This window comes from Mesorhizobium sp. M1328 (genome assembly GCF_040318075.1).
Taxonomy (GTDB): Bacteria; Pseudomonadota; Alphaproteobacteria; order Rhizobiales; family Rhizobiaceae; genus Mesorhizobium.
This window is the reverse complement of record NZ_JAMYLO010000013.1, coordinates 144,256-161,167: the sequence shown is the minus strand read 5'-3', so window position 1 is coordinate 161,167 and position 16,912 is coordinate 144,256. Positions and strand designations below refer to the sequence as shown.

The following is a 16,912-nucleotide window of genomic DNA, read 5'->3' as shown; positions in this document are numbered from 1 at the left end:
TGTTTCACGCCGGCTTGGCACCGCTGGCTGCAGATTTCGGATAGTGCTTGGGGAATGCCGCGGACAGGAACTCGTTCGCGGCCTGCAGTGCCGTCTCGCGTGTGGTGTCTTCGGTGCCCATCATCAAACGCAGCCACAGACCATCCAGCATGGCGCTGAGCGCCAGCGCCATGACTTGTGGTTCATAGGCATAGAAGCCGCTCTGCTTGAGCGCCGCGCAAAGATCGATGAAGATGTTCTGGTAGACGGCATCGCGTGCGCTGCTCAGCGCCTGATATTTCGGCCGCGATTTGGCCTCGCCCCAGAAGGCACACCAGGCAGCCAGCTTGCGCTTGTTGCAGATCGAGCGGTCGAAATCGGCCGCGACCAATGCCTGCAACTGGCGGGCGGGATCATCGCCGGCCTTTTGCAAGGCGCTGCGCCAATGCGCCGAATACTCGTCATACATGTATTGCAAAGTGGCAACGAGCAGCTTCTCCTTGCTCTCGAAATGGAAATTGACGATGCCGCGCGACAAGCCGGCGCCGTCGGCGACGTCGGCCATAGTCGTTTCCGAATAGCCGCGCTTGGCCAATGAATCGATTGTCGCTTCGATCAGTTGAAGCTGCCTTGTCTCTTTCGACGCCTTGCGGCCGCGCTTTTCGGAATCGCTTTTTCGCGCCGGTTCGAGGAGGGCTTCGCGCGCCTCTGTTGTCTTCATCGGGTGATGGTCTCCAGCATCGCCGGCTAGCCGACCGGCTTCGGCCGCGAAGATCAGTGGGATGGTGCTCGCCACTGTCAAGCACCTTCTGCAGGGCTGCTCGGGTTCGAATGTTCTCGTCGAGATAGGCATCCTTGGAGAAAACGATGTCGAAGGCACCGTTGGCAAAAGGTGGCGATCCCGGCGATGCGTGGACCAGATCGGCGCCCCCGCCTGCAGCGGACCTTTGGGTCGAGATCTATGCCAGGCGCGAGCTGCGGTATCACCAGCTGTTGAAGCGTGCCAAACTGGTGCCGCGGCCGTTGGTCAGGCTCGACCGCCGCACCGCCAATCCGCCCGCGGATTTTAAGAGATGACTGACGACACTTACAGTCGCGAAATCGATGCCGAAGCCGCCGAGCAGTGGCAGCTGGTCAACATGCCGCTCGGCGAAAAATGGTCGGGCCGAACCCGCTATGCCGCGGCCATGTTCTTCTACAAGCGCGGCGAGATGGACGCCGAAACGCTGGAAGTCTACCGCATCTGTGCGCGGCTGGATTCCACCGATCCGCTGCCGATCATCCGCGACCGCGGCGTCGGCCAGGACTGGCTGAAGCGCATGGGCGCCTAGTAATTCCCGCCTAGGCCTGTTGAGATTCAGGTCAGGCCGAGTCGAAAACGATGGTTTCCGAGAACCGGGGCGGAGCGTACTTAAGTACGTGAGCACCGGAAGCGCAGGAAGCCATCGTTTGCAGGCCGGCCTCACCTGAATATCGACAGGCTTAGCCGATGGTCTTTTCCAGCATGCCGAGCCAGTTGCGATAGGCGATCTTCTCGATCAGCGCGCGCCCGAAGCCGCGTGCCGCGAACGCGTCGAGCAGTCTTGGCAGGCCGGCAACGTCGCCTATCACGGCCGGGATCATGGCGCCGTCGAAATCCGAGCCTAGGCCGACGCCGTCTTCGCCCAGCGCCTGCAGCAGCGAATCGACATGGCGCATCATGATGTCGAGGCTGGTGTCGGCGTTCATCCTGCCGTCCTCTCGTAGGAACCCGGTGGCGAAGTTCAGCCCGACCATGCCGCCGGAGTCGCGGATCGCGCCGAGCTGCCATTCGGTGAGATTGCGCGAATGGCCGCAGATCGCGTGCACGTTGGAATGGGTCGCGACCAGCGGTGCGTCGCTGATCTCGACGACGTCGCGGAAACCTTTTTCGTTGAGATGCGAAAGATCGATCATGATCTTCAGCTGGTTGCAGGCTTTCACCAGCGCCTTGCCGGCATCGGTCAGCCCCGGCCCTGTATCGGGCGACGACGGGAAGCGGAACGGCACGCCGTGGCCGAAGGCATTGGGACGGCTCCAGACGATGCCGAGCGAGCGCAAGCCGGCTGCGTGGAGAACGTCGAGCAAGGTGAGCTCAGGGTCGATCGCCTCGACCCCTTCGATATGGAACACCGCCGCAATCGAGCCTTGCGCCATCGCCTTCCTCACATCGCCGGCGCTGCGGCAGACGGTAAGCGCCGAAGCCCGCTCCAGCCTGAACAGGATCGAGGCCATCGCTACGGTGGAGTTGAGCGCATCGGCGCGAGGAACCTCGGGCGGCAAGGGCTCGCTGTCGCTCGGTGCCAGCGGCACGGCGCCGCGTTTGGATTTCTCGACAGGCGGCGGGAAGATCGCGAACATGCCGCCGGCAAATCCGCCTTTCTTCGCGCGTGGCAGGTCGATATGGCCACCCGGCGTCCCCTCGACGAACAGCTTTTCGACGTCCGCATCCTTCGACTGGTAGAGCCTGAGCAGCGTGTCGTTGTGGCCGTCGAAGACGGGAACGAGATCGGATTCGGTCATGGAGGGCCATTCGGTTGAAGTGGTCGGACCGCAGACGGCGAGCCGGTTTGTTGGCAATACTTAGGCAAGACGGGCGCTCTGCGCAAATCCCGTATGTTTGCCTTGTGTTTGTACGCCGCCAATGGCCGAAGGGGCACGCGGTAAAGCCGCGCACCCTTTCTCCTGTCATTCATCGAGGGGCTGCCTCTTACCGCTTCAGCACGTCCGCCCATTCCGGATGGCGGCGGAATTGAGCATTGGCGAACGGGCAAAGCGGGATGATCGTCTTGCCCGCCGCACGTGCATCCTCGACGGCACGGGTGACCAGGCGAAGCCCCGCGCCCTGGCCGCGAAATGCATCCGGCACTTCGGTATGGTCGATGATGATCTGGTGCTCACCGATCTTGGTGAAGGTCATCTCCGCCTCGGCGCCGCCCGGCCCACGCAGGAAGTAGCGGCCCTTCGAGCCGCGGTCCTCCAGCTCGATCTCCGGCAATAGGTCAGACATGGCTTGCGGTCCTTTCATCCGGCGCAAGGGCGAACAACCGCCGCGCCGCCTCGATCTCGGTTGGCCGCACCTCATGGCCGCCGTCATGCCACTCGACTGTGACATCGGCGCCATCGGCGCGCAAATAGGCTTCAAGCCGCGCCGTCAAATCAGGCGGACAGATCGGGTCCCGCCTGCCGGCGGTGACCAGGATGCGGCTGCCGCCAAGGCTGCCCTTGACCTCCGGCTCGAACGGGATCAGCGGATGCATCAGCACCGTTGCGTCGAACAGCGACGGCTCGGCAAACAGCACCGAGGCCAGGATGTTGGCGCCGTTGGAGTAACCGAGGCCGAGCACCGAAGATGGCTTTGCCGCCTCGACATGCGCCTTGACGAAGCCGGCCATCTTGTCCGTCGCTCGCGTGAGGTCGCCCATGTCGTAAACGCCCTCGCCGGTCCGGCGGAAGAAGCGTGCGGCGCCTTGTTCCGAGACATCGCCGCGCGGGGCGACGATCGTCGCTTGCGGCGCAAGATCGCGCCCAAGCGACAGAAGCTGGGCCTCGTCGCCGCCGGTGCCATGAAAGACGAAGAGCAACGCGCCATCAGGCGAACCGGGCAGCACCTTGTGAATATACGAATCCTTGCTCATGACCTTGTCCTCAATCTTCCAGTTTCTGCAGATGCTGCTCGAGATAGGGCCGCAAATGCTGGTGTTGCGACGGCAGTTTCAGCGCCTCGCCGAGATGGGCGGTATCCTCGTCGCGGTCGAAGCCCGGCTCGTTGGTGGCGACTTCGAACAGCACGCCGCCCGGTGTGCGGAAATAGATCGCCCAGAAATAATCGCGGTCGATCACCGGCGTCACCTGATAACCTGTATCGAGCAGCGCCTTGCGCACTTCGAGCTGCTTGGCGCGGTTCTCGACGGCGAAAGCGACATGGTGGACCGAGCCGGCGCCGAGATTGGCGAAGCCGGCCCCTGGCAGCGATTCGATATCGACGACGTCGGCGCCGTTGCCGTTCTTCACCGCCAGCCGCCTGACGTTGCCGGACTTGTCGACCTCCTCATAACCCATGAATTTCAGCAGCTCTTCGGTGGCGCCGCCATCTTTCAGCCTGAGCGACACCGAGTGAAAACCGCGGATCGCCTCGTCGGTGGGAATGCCACCCTTGGCCCATGGCGCACGGCTGTCCGCTCTGTCCTCGACCAGTGCAAACCCGTCGCCGTCGGGACCGGCGAAGACAAGACGCTTCTCGCCGAACGTCTCCTCGCCGGACAGCCCGGTGACACCTTGCTCGGCAAACCGTTTCTCCCAATAGCCAAGCGTGCCCTCGGGCACCGAGTAAGCGGTGGTACCGACTTCGCCGACGCCATGGCGGCCTTTGCCAATGTTCGGGAACGGGAAATAGGTCATCACCGAGCCGGGCGTGCCGACCTCGTCGCCGTAATAGAGGTGGTAGACATCGGGTGCGTCGAAATTGACGGTTTTCTTGACCCGCCGCAGGCCGAGCGTCCCGGTGAAGAATTCATTGTTCTGGCGCGCATCGCTGGCCATCGAGGTGACGTGATGCAGGCCCTTGACCTGGTCGAGCATGTTTCTGCTCCTTTCCTTGTGCCGGTGCGGCCCTTGCCGCTGTCCACGCAAATATGAGCATCCGCCTCCTGGCCGCAAAGGCGGCAAACACAGAATGGACTGTGCTGTTAAAGTGAACGACGAAGCAGGTTTTGTTCACCATTCGGCAAACTGGACCGGCTTGCATACTCGCCGAAATTGCGCTCCATGAGCGACGCATGTAGCCAGCGTGAGGATACCGCGGTTGAGTGGAAAACGCCCCAACATTCTCCTGATCACCTGCGACCAGTGGCGCGGCGACTGCCTGTCCGCTGCTGGGCACAAGGTGGTAAAGACGCCGAATGCCGACGCGCTGGCTACCGAGGGCGTTTTGTTCCAGAAGCACTATGGCGGCGCCGCACCTTGCTCGCCGGCGCGCGCCTGCCTCTACACCGGCCTCTACCAGATGAACAATCGTGTCTGCCGCAACGGCACACCGCTCGATGCCCGCCACGGCAACATAGCGCTCTGGGCGCGCGCCTTCGGCTATGATCCGACGCTCTTCGGTTATACGGACATGGCGCGCGACCCGCGCACGCTGGCGCCTGGCGACCCGCAGCTGAAGAGCTATGAAGGCGTGCTGCCCGGCTTCACCGTGCGTCAGCTTCTGCCCGAGCACCAGAAGCCCTGGCTGTCATGGCTCAAGGCGCGCGGCGTCGATGCCGGCGCCGGCTCCCCCGCCATCCACCGCCCGGTGGGCGAAATCCTGGAAAACGACGGCGGGATTCAGCAACGCTCCGCCAATCTATTCGAAAGACGAGACGCCGTCGGCCTTCCTGGCCGGCGAATTCATCCGCTGGCTCGGCGAGCAGGAGCGCGATACGCCGTGGTTCGCGCATCTTTCCTTCATCAGCCCCCACCCGCCCTTCATCGTGCCGGCGCCTTACAACGCCATGTACGATCCGGCCATCGGTCCAGCTTTTGACCGCGCCGAAAGCTGGCAGGCCGAAGCAGCAAGCCACCCTTATCTCGCCTATGAACTTGACCGGCAGGAACGGTCGAAATTCCGTCCCGGCTCGGAGGGCAAGGTGCGCGACTGGGGCGACGATAATTTTCGCCGCATCCGGGCGCTCTATTACGGCATGATCTCGGAGGTCGACGCGCAGCTTGGCCGTGTCTGGCAAGCGGTCAAGGCGGCCGATGCGTGGGACGACACCGTCATCGTGCTGACCTCAGACCACGCCGAGATGATGGGCGATCATTTCATGCTGGGCAAGGGCGGTTTCTTCGACGGCAGCTTCCATATTCCGCTGATCATTCGCGATCCGCGCCGCCCCAAGGCTGCCGGCAGCAGCGTCGACCGCTTCACCGAGGCGGTGGATTTGGCGCCGACCTTGCTCGAGCTCACTGGGCTCGAGCTCACTGGCGGCGAAGTGCTGCCGCATCTCGACGGCCGCTCGCTGGCGCCTTTCCTGGACGCAACGGAGCCGGACAATTGGCGCGATACGGCGCATTGGGAGTTCGATTTCCGCTCGATCGCGGATGGTGATGCCGAACGGTATTTCGGCATCGGTCCGCGTCAGTGCAATTTCGCTGTCATCCGCACGCAAAAGTTCAAATATGTGCATTTCGGCGGCGGCCTGCCGCCCTTGCTCTTCGACCTTTAAAAAAAAGCCGGCGAGTTGACCAACGTCGCTGACGACCCAGCCTATCTGCCGGCGCGGTTGGAATTTGCCGAGAAGTTGCTCGCCTGGCGGGCCGAGCATCTCGACCAGTCTCTGGCGCTCGCCGAATTGACGGACAATGGCGTTGCCGGCCATGTCGCCGGCTTTCCCTCGAGATAAGCAAAGCCCGCGCCGTTTCCGGCGCGGGCTTCTCTGTCGGCCTGTGTGCAGCTTAGCGCATGATCATGCGCTGTTTGTCGCGACTTTGCGCATAGGTGGCCTTGTCATAGGGGGCCTGCGCCTCAAGCTGCTCCTTGGTGAAGTTCGTGTAGAGATAGCGCTTGCCGTTCTTGTCGGTCATGAATTTCAGGTTGTCCATGCCGACCGCCACCTCCTTCTCGCCGACGCCAAGGAAGCCGCCGACGTCGATGATGACTGCGTCGACCTTCTTGTCGCCGCCCAGCACGATATCGCCAATTTCGCCGACGTTGACATCGTTGGCGCCGTAAACGGTTGTTCCAACCAGATCCTCGGCCCGGATTTCGCCCATCGGCATTTCGGTTAGCGTCGACTTGTCGATCGACCCGGTCTTGGTCTGGTCGGCCGCCGAGTTAGCCGGAGGCGCTGCTGCCGGAGCGTTTTGAGCCGTCTTGCTGGCTTGGTCAGTGTTGTTGGTCGTCGCGGTGTTGCTGGCCGTCACGGTAGGCGTGACGGTGGCGGGCGCAGTAGCCGCGGCATCATTCGACGCAGTGGTTGCCGGGGCCGGATCATAGGGCTTGCGGTCGAAGTCCGGCTGCGCCTGCAGCTCTTCTTTGGTCGTTTGCGCGACCAGCCAGCGATCGCCGTTCCTTTCGGCCCATTGCGCCTTGTCAAAATCATAGGCGACGTTTTTTTCGCCGATGCCGAGGAAGCCGCCGACACCGATGATCAGCGATTGCGCCTTGGCTTCCTTGTTGATGACGATGTCGTTCACGTCACCGATGTTTTGGGCGTCGTCGCCGGTGCCGTTGTAGACGGTCTCGCCGATGATATTGGTGGCGAGATTGCCTTCGGCGCGCTTCACTGGCTCAGCCGGCGCGGCAGGCGCAGGGGTTGTATTTTGCGCGCTGGTGGAAGGGGCGGCAGGCGCCGCATTATCGGCCGAAGCTGGTGGCGGAGGTGGATCGTAAGGAGTCCGGTCGAAATCCGGCTGGGCCGTCAACTCATCCTTCGTCGTTTGCGCTATCAGCCAACGGTCGCCATTTCTTTCGGCCCATTGCATCTTGCTGTAGTCGAAAGTGACGTTCTTGGTTCCTATGCCAAGAAAACCGCCGACGCCGATGACGACGGATTTTACCTCGCCGCGCTCGTCGAAGACGACGTCGCTGACCTTGCCGATATTCTGGGCATCGTCGCCGGTGCCATTATAGACGGATTCGCCGATGATGTTGGTGGCAAGGCTGCCCTCGGCACGTATCGCCGGAGCGGTATCCTGGGCGGCGGGTGGTTGCGCCGGCGCCGGGGTCGTCGCCGATTGCGCAAATGCACCCGTCGCAATCAATGTTGCGACTGCTGTCGTGGTTAAAAGGGTGCGGATCATCTTAGTGTCTCCTCGTCGGTGATTTCGTGCACGCCCTGCCCGCCTGGCGTCACTGCGGGCGCAGCGTCTTCTGCATGTTCACAACGTTGTGACCACACTGTTGTTCCGAAAAAAGCCGTGGTGCACCCCGTGCGATGTCAATGGTTCTCGGATTCGCCGCGCTGGTCGAACGGAACATTTTCTCGGCCGCCCCGTTCCACTCCCGGCTGGGCCCCGTCCCGGCCCGATAGGTGCTGGAAAATGGAACGGCCATGCGGTTTGCAGCGGTGCTGAACAAGGACGGGGGCACCCTGCGCACCATCGATCTTGAGGCCTTCGCCAGCCGGATGCGCGGCACGCTTGAGACTGCCGGCCACTCGATCGATATCGAAATCGTCGCCGGCAAGGATATCGTCGCCACGCTGGACGGCATAGCTTCCAGGCGCGGCATCGACGTCGTGCTGGCGGGCGGCGGCGACGGCACTATTTCGGCCGCGGCAGCCCGTTTGATGAATGGGGAGAAGGCGCTGGCAATTCTGCCGGCTGGCACAATGAACCTTTTTGCGCGCGGCCTCGGTATTCCGCAGACCCTCGATGCGGCACTGAAATCGTTTGCGGACGGCGAGGTGATGGCGATTGACATTGCAACAGCCAACGGCCGGCCTTTCGTGCATCAATTCTCGATCGGCATGCACGCCAGGATGGTGCAACTGCGCCAGAAGATGGAATTCGGCTCGCGGCTGGGGAAGATGCGTGCCTCGGTGCGAGCCGCTTGGGCAACGATCAACAATCCACCGGCGATGAAAGTAACGCTGACGATCGGTGAGGCCGAGATCAGAACCCGGATCACCGGTATCGGCATCACCAACAATCTGTTCGGCGAGGGCCACCTGCCCTATGCCGATAATCCGGCAGGCGGCGTGCTGGGCATCTATGTCACCGTGGCACGGCGGCGCGGCGAATTGATCAGGTTCCTCTTTGACGTCGCCCGTGGGAAATGGCGCGGCAACGAGCATGTCGAAATCCATCAGGCAAACCGCGCCGTTTTGAAAATCCATTCGACGAACAGGAAAGTTCAGGCCGTCATGGACGGCGAACTGGTAAAGCTCGATCGCGAGACGACCGTCGAAATCCATCCGCGCGCGCTGAATGTTCTCGTCCCGGCGCGCGCCGCCGAGGCAAAGGTTGCCTGACGTGGGGTAGCGTGATGTGGGGTTGCGTAATGCGAGCTGACACGAGCGATGGAGAGAATCTAGCCGCTGGGCGTGTTGCCCTGCTCGGTCTTCGGCGTCTCGATCATCCAGCCGTAGATTTCGGCGACGCCCCAGGCGATAAAAGCCAGCAACAGCGCGGCGATCAGGATACGAAGGACATGCCGACCCCGCCGCCCTTGACGGGCTTTGTTTTCAGGAATGATTTTTGGCATTGTCTGGCTCCATATTTGGCGCCGGCAGGCGTAACTAGCGGGGCGTTGGCTGGTAACGGTCCCCCGCCGCGAAAGTTCCGGCTCGGCAAGGCGACAAACGGGCCGATTGGCCTGATCAATCAGCGGGGCCGGCCACTGGGGGCATAGTGGACGACAATAGCCAGAAAACGCCGGGCCTGCCGGCCGATATTCGCCGTGTGGTGGGCGCCGCGGACCGCCTTGCCGTGCTGCACGGCCTCGACGCGCTGGACAGGGCTGCCGATCCTGATTTCGATCGTATCGGTGGTCTTGCCGCTTCGGCGATGCAAACGCCTGTCGCACTGATCACGCTGGTCGATGCCGAGCGGCAGTGGTTCAAGTCCTGTATCGGTCTCGACGAGACCGAAATCGCAACCGAGACATCGTTCTGCGCCTATACCATCGCAGCCGGCGACGTGCCGATGGTGGTGGCCGACGCGGCGGCGGATCCGCGGTTCAAAGCCAATCCGCTGGTCACCGGCGAGCATCATATCCGCTTTTACGCAGGCGTGCCGATCGTCGTCGACGGCGCGCTGATCGGCACGCTGTGCGTGCTCGACCGGAAGTCGCACGCACGTCCCTCTTCTGTCCAGCTCGACCAGCTGTCGGCGCTGGCTGGCCTCGCCGCCAGCCTGTTCACGCTGAAGGATGCAACCCGCAGCGCGGCGATTGCCGAGGCCGCACTGGTTCGAGAGGAAAAGCGGCGCGCTATCGCGCTTGACGCGGCTTCGCTTGCCAGCTGGGCATGGGATATCCGCAGCGACATGATCGACTGCGATGTCCTGCTGTCCGAATTGTTCAACCTGCCCAAGTCGAACAGGCTGAGGGCGCGCGACATCCTGACCGCCATCGACCTGCGCGACGTTCACCAGACCGAAACACGCTTTCGCGACGCGCTGACCGGCAGCGACGACTATTTTGGCGAATACCGTGTCAAAGGCCTCGATCCGCCACGATGGATCGCAACGCGCGGCCGCGTCATAGAACGCGACGGCGAGGGCAAGCCGACGCTGATCTTCGGCGTCAACTACGACATTACCGAACGCAAACTTGGCGACGAACGTCAACGGCTGTTGCTGCGCGAGCTCAACCACCGCGTCAAGAACACTTTGGCAACCGTACAGGCGCTGGCGACGCAGACCGTTCGCCATGCCCGCCAGCCAAGCGAATTCCTCCAAGCCTTCAGCGCCAGGCTGCAGGCACTGGGCGTTGCGCACAGCCTGCTGTCGGACCGCGAGTGGCGCGGCATCGGCATCCGCGAGCTGGTGGAGATCGAGCTAAAGCCGTTCCAAGCCGCCGGACAATCGCGGATGGCGATCTCCGGCGCCGATGTCCTGCTCTCACCCGACCAGGCAGTCGGGCTAGGGCTGATCCTGCATGAACTGGCAAGCAACGCACTGCAATACGGGTCGCTCTCGGTTTCTTCCGGAAAGGTCGATCTCGATTGGAGGGTACAAGGCAGGAAGGGTGCACGGCGTCTGTTGCTGGCCTGGCGCGAAAGCGGCGGCCCGCGGGTTGCGCCGCCCGAACGCCATGGCTTCGGCTCGATCCTGATCCGCCGCAGCCTGGCCAAGGTCATTTCCAGCGAGGTGACCCATGAATTCCGGCCGGACGGCGTGGTCGCCGAAATATCGATTCCGCTCGAAGATTTGTGACGCCAACATTTTGCGACCGGCGCCAGAATCGTTTGCCCCGAACTATCCCCTCCGAACTATTCCCGTTTGCCGGTATCCGGATCATCGGAGCCGCGCTTCACGTTCTCGCGGTAGATGGCGTAAGCAGCGAGTGCTATCGCCGGGCCGAGAATCGCGCTCAGTCCAGCCTTTCCCGGGCCACCTTTGCCCTTGAGCAGCGCCGGCAGCACGGCGAGTGCCGCAGTGATGCCGATAGCCTTCATGTCGGCGTTGCGTCGCTTCGCCCGGCGTCTGGCGCGCGAGCCAGCCGACATCCGGTAGACGAGCAGGATGAGACCGGCGATTGCCAGAAAGCCGATCCCGAAGCTCAGGGAGGCTGCCATCGGCCCATAGCGGGCCGCCGTCCAGATATAGGCCGCCCCGACCAGGAAGCCGAGGCCGCACAGCGCCGCGAGCGCTGCGACCGAATAGACAATCGCAGCGACGCGCGCGCGTTGCACCGCCGCAATGGTTTCGCCCGAGGCGAGGCCCGAGATCAGCGATGCAAGCATTCCCATGCGTGCAGAACTAGCGGCGAGCGAGAAGCGCGAAGAGGAATCCGACGCCTGCGGCGATCGCCAGCGAAGTCACCGGTTTTTCGCGCATATGCGCTATCATCTGCGCCTCGATGTCCCTGGCGTTGCTGCGCAGGCTGTCGAAGGCTGCCTCGCCCTGGGTTCGCAACTGCTCGACGCTTTCGGCCGCGGCTCGCCGTGCTGCCCCGTAGCCATGTTCGCCAGTTTTGGCCAACAGCTTGGTAAGTTGGTCGATGTCGGCCTTCAGTTGTGCGATGTCGGCCTCAATATCGGAATTCGTGCGGGCTTCGTTCGCGGCCTTTCCTGCGGCAGTCGCCATTGCTTCACTCTCCATGCTTTTGCTCGGTCGAAACGCTCGACAGACCCCAAGGTTCCGGCACGAACCTCTTCTAACCCTATCTCCGGCAGCGCGCGTTGCAAATGCCTTGCACGGGCCGAGGCCGACGCATCCGCGCCGGCACGTCTTTTTTAAATGACAGCATGCCAAATAACGATCATGACTTCCCCCGTTTCACGTTAGAGACGCATTCAAGGAGATATTGCTGCGTGCGCGCATCACTTGACGGTTTGCGGATTCTTATCCTGGAAGATGAGTTCCTGATTGCCATGGATATCGAGCAGCTTTGCCGCGACTACGGCGCGCTCGATGTGGTCATCGCCCGTGATCTGACTGAGATCGAACAGCAAGACGTTGCCGCGCAGTTCGATGTGGCCATCGTCGACCTCATGCTGAGCGGCGTTTCGACGCTCCAATTTGCTTCGCGGCTGCGTGAAGCGGGCATCCCGTTCGTCTTCGCCTCGGGCTATTCGGATACCGACGAGATCAAGAAATCCTTTCCCGGCGTCAGACTGGTCACCAAGCCCTATTCGGGAGACGATCTCGTCGAAGCAGTGGCGGCGGCCCGCAGGCGAACGCCTCTCCGCTGAGGCGCGGAGCGGTTCGAACACGGCCACGCTTCACGCAGCCGTCGACCCGGTTACCTGAGCCGAAATTGCGTCCGGGCCATACTCGTCTTCACCGGAGATCTTCAGGATTTCCTGCAGCCGAGTGCGGGCGCGGCTGACGCGGCTCTTGATCGTTCCGACGGCGCAACCGCAGATCTCGGCCGCTTCCTCGTAGGAAAAGCCCGATGCGCCGATGAGGATAATGGCTTCGCGCTGGTCTTCGGGCAGCAACTCGAGCGCGCCGCGAAAGTCTTCGAGGTCAAGCTGGCCGTGCTGGGCCGGATGAACGGCAAGCCTGGCCGTCATGACGCCATCGCTGTCCTGCACCTCGCGGCCGCGCTTGCGCATCTGCGAATAGAATTCGTTGCGCAAGATCGTGAACAGCCATGCCTTCAGATTGGTGCCGGGCTGGAAGCTTTCATGCTTGTCCCAGGCCTTGACCAACGTTTCCTGCACCAGGTCGTCGGCCTTGTCGGCGTTTTGCGTCAGCGACACGGCAAAAGCCCGCAGGCTCGGGATCGAGCCGAGCAAGTCGGTCTTGAAGCCCTGGGAGACGGCCGCCATGCCTCAGTCCTTCTTTTGCACAGGTTCGGCCTTTTCCAACTGGCTGAGCAGTTGGGCGAAGCGATCCGGCACATTGTCGGAGACCAGCTCGTCGTAGTATTGTTTGAGTTTGCGGCCGATTTCCGAGTTCGGCCCAAGCGGGTCGCGGGAAGCAGCCCGGCGCCCGTTGCCAACGCCAGCCGTGGTAGCTTTCGTCATGTTCTTCATTTCGCCCTTTGTCCCAGCCTTAAGCCGCCCTTCAACACATAACGCAAGGCAAGCGGCAGCCTCGTCTGGTTGCCCAACCCCGCCCTAAACGCCAGCCCGCATACTTAGTTCCGCATGACCGGAACTTTTTCGCACAACCCGCGTTTCTAACTTTGGGGTTGCGAGCCGTTTTTAGCTATAACATGCAATCACGTCATATGAGGGAGACGTCCGATATGAGCCTATCAGCAACCATCGCTCCGCACCTGCCGTTCCTGCGCCGCTTCTCGCGCGCCGTATCCGGATCGCAGGAGAGCGGCGACGCGCTGGTCGCCGCAATGCTCGAGGCCATCATTGCCGATGTCGACATCTTTCCGGACGCATCGAACGACCGCATCGCGCTCTACAAGGTCTTTGCCAAGCTCTTCACCTCAGTGGCCATTCGCGTTCCGCAGGAGCATGCCCAGTCGGCATGGGAACAGCGCGCCGCAGCCAATCTGAATGCAATTGCGCCTCGTCCCCGCCAAGCCTTTCTGCTGGTCGCGGTCGAAGGCTTCAGCGAAGACGAGGCGGCGGAGATTCTCGACGTCGACGAACAGGAATTCTCCGAACTTCTCGCGCAGGCGAGCAACGAGATCTCCCGTCAGGTGGCAACCGACGTGCTGATCATCGAGGATGAGCCGCTGATCGCCATGGATATCGAAGAAATGGTCGAAAGCCTCGGCCACCGCGTCGTCGGAACGGCGCGCACCCACGCCGAGGCGGTGGCGATGTTCGGCAAGGCGAGGCCAAAGATGGTGCTTGCCGATATTCAGCTTGCCGACGGCAGTTCGGGCATCGCGGCCGTCAATGAGATCCTATCGTCGACCTCGGTGCCGGTGATCTTCATCACCGCCTTTCCCGAGCGCCTGCTCACCGGCGAGCGGCCGGAACCGGCTTTCCTCGTCACCAAGCCGTTCAATCCGGATATGGTCAAGGCTCTTATCAGCCAGGCCCTGTTCTTTGACCGGCACGCGAAAGCCGCAGCATAAAACAGCTAGCGGCCGAGTTGCGGCCGCCAGGGTGTGGGATAGCCACTCCCCTTGGACCGGATGGGGGCGTGACGCCGGCTTAACACACGACAGCCAACTGCTGCCGAACCTGACGAGGACCTTTTCGCACACACCGCAGCAATTCGGGCCATAACGATTTTCAGCATCGTCTTTTTCGGAAAATGGTGGAACAAACGGAGGCGAATCACGTTTTCACCGCAGCATTGGAAGGAGATGGATCATGCTTTACTGGGCGCTCGTATTTCTCGTCGTGGCGATCATCGCCGGTGCGCTTGGTTTCGGCGGTATCGCTGGCACCTCGGCCGGTATAGCGCAGATATTGTTCTTCATCTTTCTCGCCTTCCTGATCATATCGCTTATTGCCGGCCTGATCAGACGAGCGTGAATGCCAAGCGGCCATTCAAGCGAACACTGGAAGCCGCACCCCTCAAACGGTTTCCAGCCACCGCCGGGCAGTGTCCTCTAACGGGATGCCGCTCGGCGGACCGCTTTTTAAGGCTTGATACGAAGCTCCTCCTTTTGGAACCCATTTTTCCGCGAGCCGTTCAGCCCGACATGGGTTGAGCAAATTGACCGATGCGTTCCAGAGTCGGAAAAATGAAAGACCGCGGCCAGAGTGATGAGATCATCGCTTTGCATCCCGCCGAAAGCGGAATGCAGCTTGGCCGGGCACTTCTCCATGCACTGCACAATGCCGGGATTTCCGTCCTATACCAGGATCGCGAAATGAAGACGGTGTGGGCGCGCAACATGCGCGCCCCATGGACTTCCGATGCCTCCGACAACAACGGCATCTTGCCGCCGGCGCAGGCGGAGCGTATCGGCGCCGCTAAGCACGACGTCATCGTCTCCGGCAATCCTCAACATCTCGAACTCAGCGTGCCGGCCGATGACGGCGCCCGCTGGTTTCAGGTGTGGATAGACGCCGACCGCAGCGAGACCGGCGCGGTGCAGGGCGTCGTGACCACCATGGTCGAAACAACCGAGCAGAAACGCCGGGAGCAGACGTTGAAGGCGCTGCTGCGCGAAGTCAGTCATCGCTCCAAGAACCTTTTGGCCATCATCCAGAGCATCGCCACCCAGACGGGCCGTTATTCCGGCAGCATTGACGATTTCCTGACGCGTTTCCGGGGCCGATTGCAGTCGCTGGCCTCCTCGCAGGACCTGGTTACGTCATCCAATTGGCGGGGAGCGGCGCTGCGCGAGCTGGTTTCCGGTCAGGTCGGCAGGTACGGCGCGGACCCCTTGCACAGCCTACGCTTCCGCGGCGCAAATCCATATCTCAACCCCAATGCCGCCTTGCACATCGGCTTGGCCATGCATGAGCTCGCCGTCAATTCGGTCAGCTATGGCGCACTGTCGCGCAGCGACGGTTTCGTCGAGGTGACGGCCGATCTGACGGCAGCTTCCGCTGGCGAGCCTGCGCTGTCGCTGACATGGGCCGAAGTGATCGGAGCCAACGACAATCAACGTAGCGAGAAGCGTTTTGGCAGCGTCGCGCTTGAACGCGTCGTGCCCACTTCTTTGAATGGAACGGCGACACTTGAGATCACCGGGAACCGCCTCGAATACCGCCTTGTCGTTCCTCACGGCAATTTCGAGACGGATTGAACGAACGGCGGTCGGCGCGAGAAGGCTTGCTACGCATCGCCAACCTTAACCGACTGTTCACCATAAGGTCCGATCCTGTCCGAACGTGCCGATCCACCGGACATCGATTGAGTTTGGCACAATATGAAAGGAATGGGCCTTGACGGCTGCCGACTTGAACAGACTGGAACACGCCGCTCGCGTCTCGATGAGCGGTTTTCAGGATCCCGACGCGTCCGCAGCGCCCGCGCCTCGTGCATCGCCCCTCCGCTTCGCCGCCGTCGCGCTTATGGCCGCTATCGTCCTGACCGCCGCGTCCCAGCTGATCTGATCGAGCTCGCCAAGGTCCGCCGCCGGCTTCCGCTGCTCACGTCTGCTTGATCGCTCTGTCGTCACAGGAACTTTGAGGGATTTTGGCCGTTTCCATGGCGAGAGGGTCCCGCCATGGAGCACATTGCCGCCTTGCTGCTGGTTGTCGGCTGTTCGAATGCCATGACCGCGTGCCGTGAATTGCCGGCGCCGGTAAGCGTTTTCGAAACCACTGCCGAGTGCATGACCGCGCGCCCATTCGCGGTCATCGACCTGCAGGGCCAAGCCCAATATGTCGTCGCCAGATGCCTTGCCGTCGATCCTGCGCTCGAGGACGACTATGACAGCATCATCTGGAACGTGCGTCCCGACGGCACGCTCGATGCGTCCTTGGAGATTTCCGGGTTCGTGGTAGCATCGAACGGCGCACGCCCCGAAAAAGACTATCTTAATCAACAATGAAATCGTGCGGGCAAAGGCCGTACTTTCATGCTAAATGGCGGCTGGAGCTTATTAAAGTGAGGACAAAAGTGAGGATGACTCCATGCGGAAGATGATTATTGCCATGGTTGCCGTGGTTGCGGTCAGCGGCTGCACCACCACGGAAGAGAACGTGGGTATCGGCACTGTGGGCGGCGCGCTCATTGGCGGCGCTGTCGGCGGCGGCAAGGGCGCTTTGATCGGCGCCGGCGCTGGTGCGATTGGCGGTCTGCTCGTTCGCCGTCTGCAAAATGGCTACTGCCAGTACAGAGATCGTCACGGCCGGATCTACACAGCTCGCTGCAACTAGTTTCGAGCTCCAGGCGAACAGCAAACGCGGAGACGGGCCACCTGTCTCCGCGTTTGCCCTTTTAA

The 16,912-nt window shown here is 62.0% G+C and carries 21 protein-coding genes and 2 pseudogenes; 12 read left to right on the top strand and 11 right to left on the bottom strand.

Annotation, left to right across the window (positions count from 1 at the left end; genetic code table 11):
• Positions 1-4: 4 nt before the first annotated feature.
• Complete coding sequence (betI, locus tag NKH23_RS22195; RefSeq protein ID WP_352714584.1) at positions 5-700, bottom strand: transcriptional regulator BetI; 696 nt, start codon at positions 698-700, stop codon at positions 5-7.
• A gap of 221 nt (positions 701-921) precedes the next feature.
• On the opposite strand from betI, the pseudogene NKH23_RS22190 reads away from it, so the two are divergent.
• Positions 922-1,056 (top strand): annotated as a pseudogene (locus NKH23_RS22190) (aminomethyl transferase family protein); the annotation flags it as partial.
• Positions 1,053-1,310, top strand: a complete 258-nt coding sequence (locus NKH23_RS22185) for a hypothetical protein (protein WP_352910069.1) — start codon at positions 1,053-1,055, stop codon at positions 1,308-1,310. The pseudogene NKH23_RS22190 and the gene NKH23_RS22185, both read left to right, overlap by 4 nt.
• A 151-nt stretch (positions 1,311-1,461) precedes the next feature.
• On the opposite strand, the gene NKH23_RS22180 is transcribed toward NKH23_RS22185, so the two are convergent.
• From NKH23_RS22180 to NKH23_RS22165, 4 genes are all read right to left on the bottom strand, one after another.
• Entirely contained in the window at positions 1,462-2,520 is a 1,059-nt protein-coding gene (locus NKH23_RS22180) for a dipeptidase (protein ID WP_352469348.1), read from the bottom strand.
• A gap of 187 nt (positions 2,521-2,707) precedes the next feature.
• Positions 2,708-3,007, bottom strand: coding sequence for a GNAT family N-acetyltransferase (locus NKH23_RS22175; protein ID WP_254816591.1), 300 nt, complete (start codon positions 3,005-3,007; stop codon positions 2,708-2,710).
• Positions 3,000-3,635, bottom strand: a complete 636-nt coding sequence (locus NKH23_RS22170; protein ID WP_352910066.1) for an alpha/beta hydrolase — start codon at positions 3,633-3,635, stop codon at positions 3,000-3,002. The genes NKH23_RS22175 and NKH23_RS22170 overlap by 8 nt, the downstream gene beginning before the upstream one ends.
• A gap of 10 nt (positions 3,636-3,645) precedes the next feature.
• Complete coding sequence (locus NKH23_RS22165) at positions 3,646-4,578, bottom strand: VOC family protein (protein WP_292659191.1); 933 nt, start codon at positions 4,576-4,578, stop codon at positions 3,646-3,648.
• A 223-nt stretch (positions 4,579-4,801) separates the two neighbouring features.
• On the opposite strand from NKH23_RS22165, the pseudogene NKH23_RS22160 reads away from it, so the two are divergent.
• A pseudogene (locus NKH23_RS22160) lies at positions 4,802-6,380 on the top strand (alkaline phosphatase family protein).
• 52 nt (positions 6,381-6,432) lie between these two features.
• On the opposite strand, the gene NKH23_RS22155 reads toward NKH23_RS22160, so the two are convergent.
• Complete coding sequence (locus tag NKH23_RS22155) at positions 6,433-7,779, bottom strand: PRC-barrel domain-containing protein (protein ID WP_353035329.1); 1,347 nt, start codon at positions 7,777-7,779, stop codon at positions 6,433-6,435.
• Between the two features lie 251 nt (positions 7,780-8,030).
• Between NKH23_RS22155 and NKH23_RS22150 the strand changes: the two genes are divergently transcribed.
• The gene (locus NKH23_RS22150; protein WP_352714276.1) at positions 8,031-8,951 is read left to right on the top strand and encodes a diacylglycerol/lipid kinase family protein; all 921 of its coding nucleotides are present in this window, start codon (positions 8,031-8,033) and stop codon (positions 8,949-8,951) included.
• Positions 8,952-9,010: 59 nt separating this feature from the next.
• On the opposite strand, the gene NKH23_RS22145 is transcribed toward NKH23_RS22150, so the two are convergent.
• Positions 9,011-9,184, bottom strand: a complete 174-nt coding sequence (locus tag NKH23_RS22145; RefSeq protein WP_352468959.1) for a hypothetical protein — start codon at positions 9,182-9,184, stop codon at positions 9,011-9,013.
• A 146-nt stretch (positions 9,185-9,330) separates the two neighbouring features.
• Here NKH23_RS22145 and NKH23_RS22140 point away from each other — a divergent pair, with 146 nt between their 5' ends.
• Positions 9,331-10,857, top strand: a complete 1,527-nt coding sequence (locus NKH23_RS22140; protein ID WP_352714277.1) for a sensor histidine kinase — start codon at positions 9,331-9,333, stop codon at positions 10,855-10,857.
• Between the two features lie 56 nt (positions 10,858-10,913).
• On the opposite strand, the gene NKH23_RS22135 is transcribed toward NKH23_RS22140, so the two are convergent.
• Positions 10,914-11,393, bottom strand: a complete 480-nt coding sequence (locus NKH23_RS22135; RefSeq protein WP_352910059.1) for a hypothetical protein — start codon at positions 11,391-11,393, stop codon at positions 10,914-10,916.
• Between the two features lie 10 nt (positions 11,394-11,403).
• Positions 11,404-11,730, bottom strand: coding sequence for an ElaB/YgaM/YqjD family protein (locus NKH23_RS22130; RefSeq protein WP_023678546.1), 327 nt, complete (start codon positions 11,728-11,730; stop codon positions 11,404-11,406).
• Between the two features lie 227 nt (positions 11,731-11,957).
• Between NKH23_RS22130 and NKH23_RS22125 the strand changes: the two genes are divergently transcribed.
• Complete coding sequence (locus NKH23_RS22125; RefSeq protein WP_352714279.1) at positions 11,958-12,338, top strand: response regulator; 381 nt, start codon at positions 11,958-11,960, stop codon at positions 12,336-12,338.
• Positions 12,339-12,368: 30 nt separating this feature from the next.
• Here NKH23_RS22125 and NKH23_RS22120 read toward each other — a convergent pair whose 3' ends face one another.
• Both NKH23_RS22120 and NKH23_RS22115 read right to left on the bottom strand, forming a co-directional pair.
• Positions 12,369-12,920, bottom strand: coding sequence for a sigma-70 family RNA polymerase sigma factor (locus NKH23_RS22120; RefSeq protein ID WP_023678544.1), 552 nt, complete (start codon positions 12,918-12,920; stop codon positions 12,369-12,371).
• A 3-nt stretch (positions 12,921-12,923) separates the two neighbouring features.
• Positions 12,924-13,127 carry a NepR family anti-sigma factor gene (locus NKH23_RS22115; protein WP_023720919.1) on the bottom strand — a complete coding sequence of 68 codons (204 nt, stop codon included), beginning with the start codon at positions 13,125-13,127 and terminating at the stop codon, positions 12,924-12,926.
• Positions 13,128-13,342: 215 nt separating this feature from the next.
• Between NKH23_RS22115 and NKH23_RS22110 the strand changes: the two genes are divergently transcribed.
• The 6 genes from NKH23_RS22110 (at position 13,343) to NKH23_RS22085 (ending at position 16,847) form a co-directional block, all read left to right on the top strand.
• Positions 13,343-14,137, top strand: coding sequence for a response regulator (locus tag NKH23_RS22110; RefSeq protein ID WP_023678542.1), 795 nt, complete (start codon positions 13,343-13,345; stop codon positions 14,135-14,137).
• Positions 14,138-14,378: 241 nt separating this feature from the next.
• Entirely contained in the window at positions 14,379-14,543 is a 165-nt protein-coding gene (locus NKH23_RS22105) for a DUF1328 domain-containing protein (RefSeq protein ID WP_023678541.1), read from the top strand.
• Between the two features lie 191 nt (positions 14,544-14,734).
• On the top strand, positions 14,735-15,769 hold the full coding sequence (locus tag NKH23_RS22100) for a sensor histidine kinase (protein WP_352451150.1): 1,035 nt from the start codon (positions 14,735-14,737) through the stop codon (positions 15,767-15,769).
• Positions 15,770-15,908: 139 nt separating this feature from the next.
• A complete protein-coding gene (locus NKH23_RS22095; RefSeq protein WP_352468954.1) occupies positions 15,909-16,079 on the top strand; it encodes a hypothetical protein in 171 nt (56 codons plus the stop codon).
• A 113-nt stretch (positions 16,080-16,192) separates the two neighbouring features.
• A complete protein-coding gene (locus NKH23_RS22090) occupies positions 16,193-16,519 on the top strand; it encodes a hypothetical protein (protein ID WP_352714281.1) in 327 nt (108 codons plus the stop codon).
• Positions 16,520-16,601: 82 nt separating this feature from the next.
• Positions 16,602-16,847, top strand: coding sequence for a YMGG-like glycine zipper-containing protein (locus tag NKH23_RS22085; RefSeq protein ID WP_006328050.1), 246 nt, complete (start codon positions 16,602-16,604; stop codon positions 16,845-16,847).
• The last annotated feature ends 65 nt before the right edge of the window (positions 16,848-16,912 follow it).

Excerpts from the sequence above, each read along its gene's own strand:
- betI (WP_352714584.1), bottom strand. The coding sequence starts at position 700 with ATGAAGACAACAGAGGCGCGCGAAGCCCTCCTCGAACCGGCGCGAAAA.
- NKH23_RS22185 (WP_352910069.1), top strand. The coding sequence starts at position 1,053 with ATGACTGACGACACTTACAGTCGCGAAATCGATGCCGAAGCCGCCGAG.
- NKH23_RS22180 (WP_352469348.1), bottom strand. The coding sequence starts at position 2,520 with ATGACCGAATCCGATCTCGTTCCCGTCTTCGACGGCCACAACGACACG.
- NKH23_RS22175 (WP_254816591.1), bottom strand. The coding sequence starts at position 3,007 with ATGTCTGACCTATTGCCGGAGATCGAGCTGGAGGACCGCGGCTCGAAG.
- NKH23_RS22170 (WP_352910066.1), bottom strand. The coding sequence starts at position 3,635 with ATGAGCAAGGATTCGTATATTCACAAGGTGCTGCCCGGTTCGCCTGAT.
- NKH23_RS22165 (WP_292659191.1), bottom strand. The coding sequence starts at position 4,578 with ATGCTCGACCAGGTCAAGGGCCTGCATCACGTCACCTCGATGGCCAGC.
- NKH23_RS22155 (WP_353035329.1), bottom strand. The coding sequence starts at position 7,779 with ATGATCCGCACCCTTTTAACCACGACAGCAGTCGCAACATTGATTGCG.
- NKH23_RS22150 (WP_352714276.1), top strand. The coding sequence starts at position 8,031 with ATGCGGTTTGCAGCGGTGCTGAACAAGGACGGGGGCACCCTGCGCACC.
- NKH23_RS22145 (WP_352468959.1), bottom strand. The coding sequence starts at position 9,184 with ATGCCAAAAATCATTCCTGAAAACAAAGCCCGTCAAGGGCGGCGGGGT.
- NKH23_RS22135 (WP_352910059.1), bottom strand. The coding sequence starts at position 11,393 with ATGGGAATGCTTGCATCGCTGATCTCGGGCCTCGCCTCGGGCGAAACC.
- NKH23_RS22130 (WP_023678546.1), bottom strand. The coding sequence starts at position 11,730 with ATGGCGACTGCCGCAGGAAAGGCCGCGAACGAAGCCCGCACGAATTCC.
- NKH23_RS22120 (WP_023678544.1), bottom strand. The coding sequence starts at position 12,920 with ATGGCGGCCGTCTCCCAGGGCTTCAAGACCGACTTGCTCGGCTCGATC.
- NKH23_RS22115 (WP_023720919.1), bottom strand. The coding sequence starts at position 13,127 with ATGAAGAACATGACGAAAGCTACCACGGCTGGCGTTGGCAACGGGCGC.
- NKH23_RS22110 (WP_023678542.1), top strand. The coding sequence starts at position 13,343 with ATGAGCCTATCAGCAACCATCGCTCCGCACCTGCCGTTCCTGCGCCGC.
- NKH23_RS22105 (WP_023678541.1), top strand. The coding sequence starts at position 14,379 with ATGCTTTACTGGGCGCTCGTATTTCTCGTCGTGGCGATCATCGCCGGT.
- NKH23_RS22100 (WP_352451150.1), top strand. The coding sequence starts at position 14,735 with ATGCGTTCCAGAGTCGGAAAAATGAAAGACCGCGGCCAGAGTGATGAG.
- NKH23_RS22090 (WP_352714281.1), top strand. The coding sequence starts at position 16,193 with ATGGAGCACATTGCCGCCTTGCTGCTGGTTGTCGGCTGTTCGAATGCC.
- NKH23_RS22085 (WP_006328050.1), top strand. The coding sequence starts at position 16,602 with ATGCGGAAGATGATTATTGCCATGGTTGCCGTGGTTGCGGTCAGCGGC.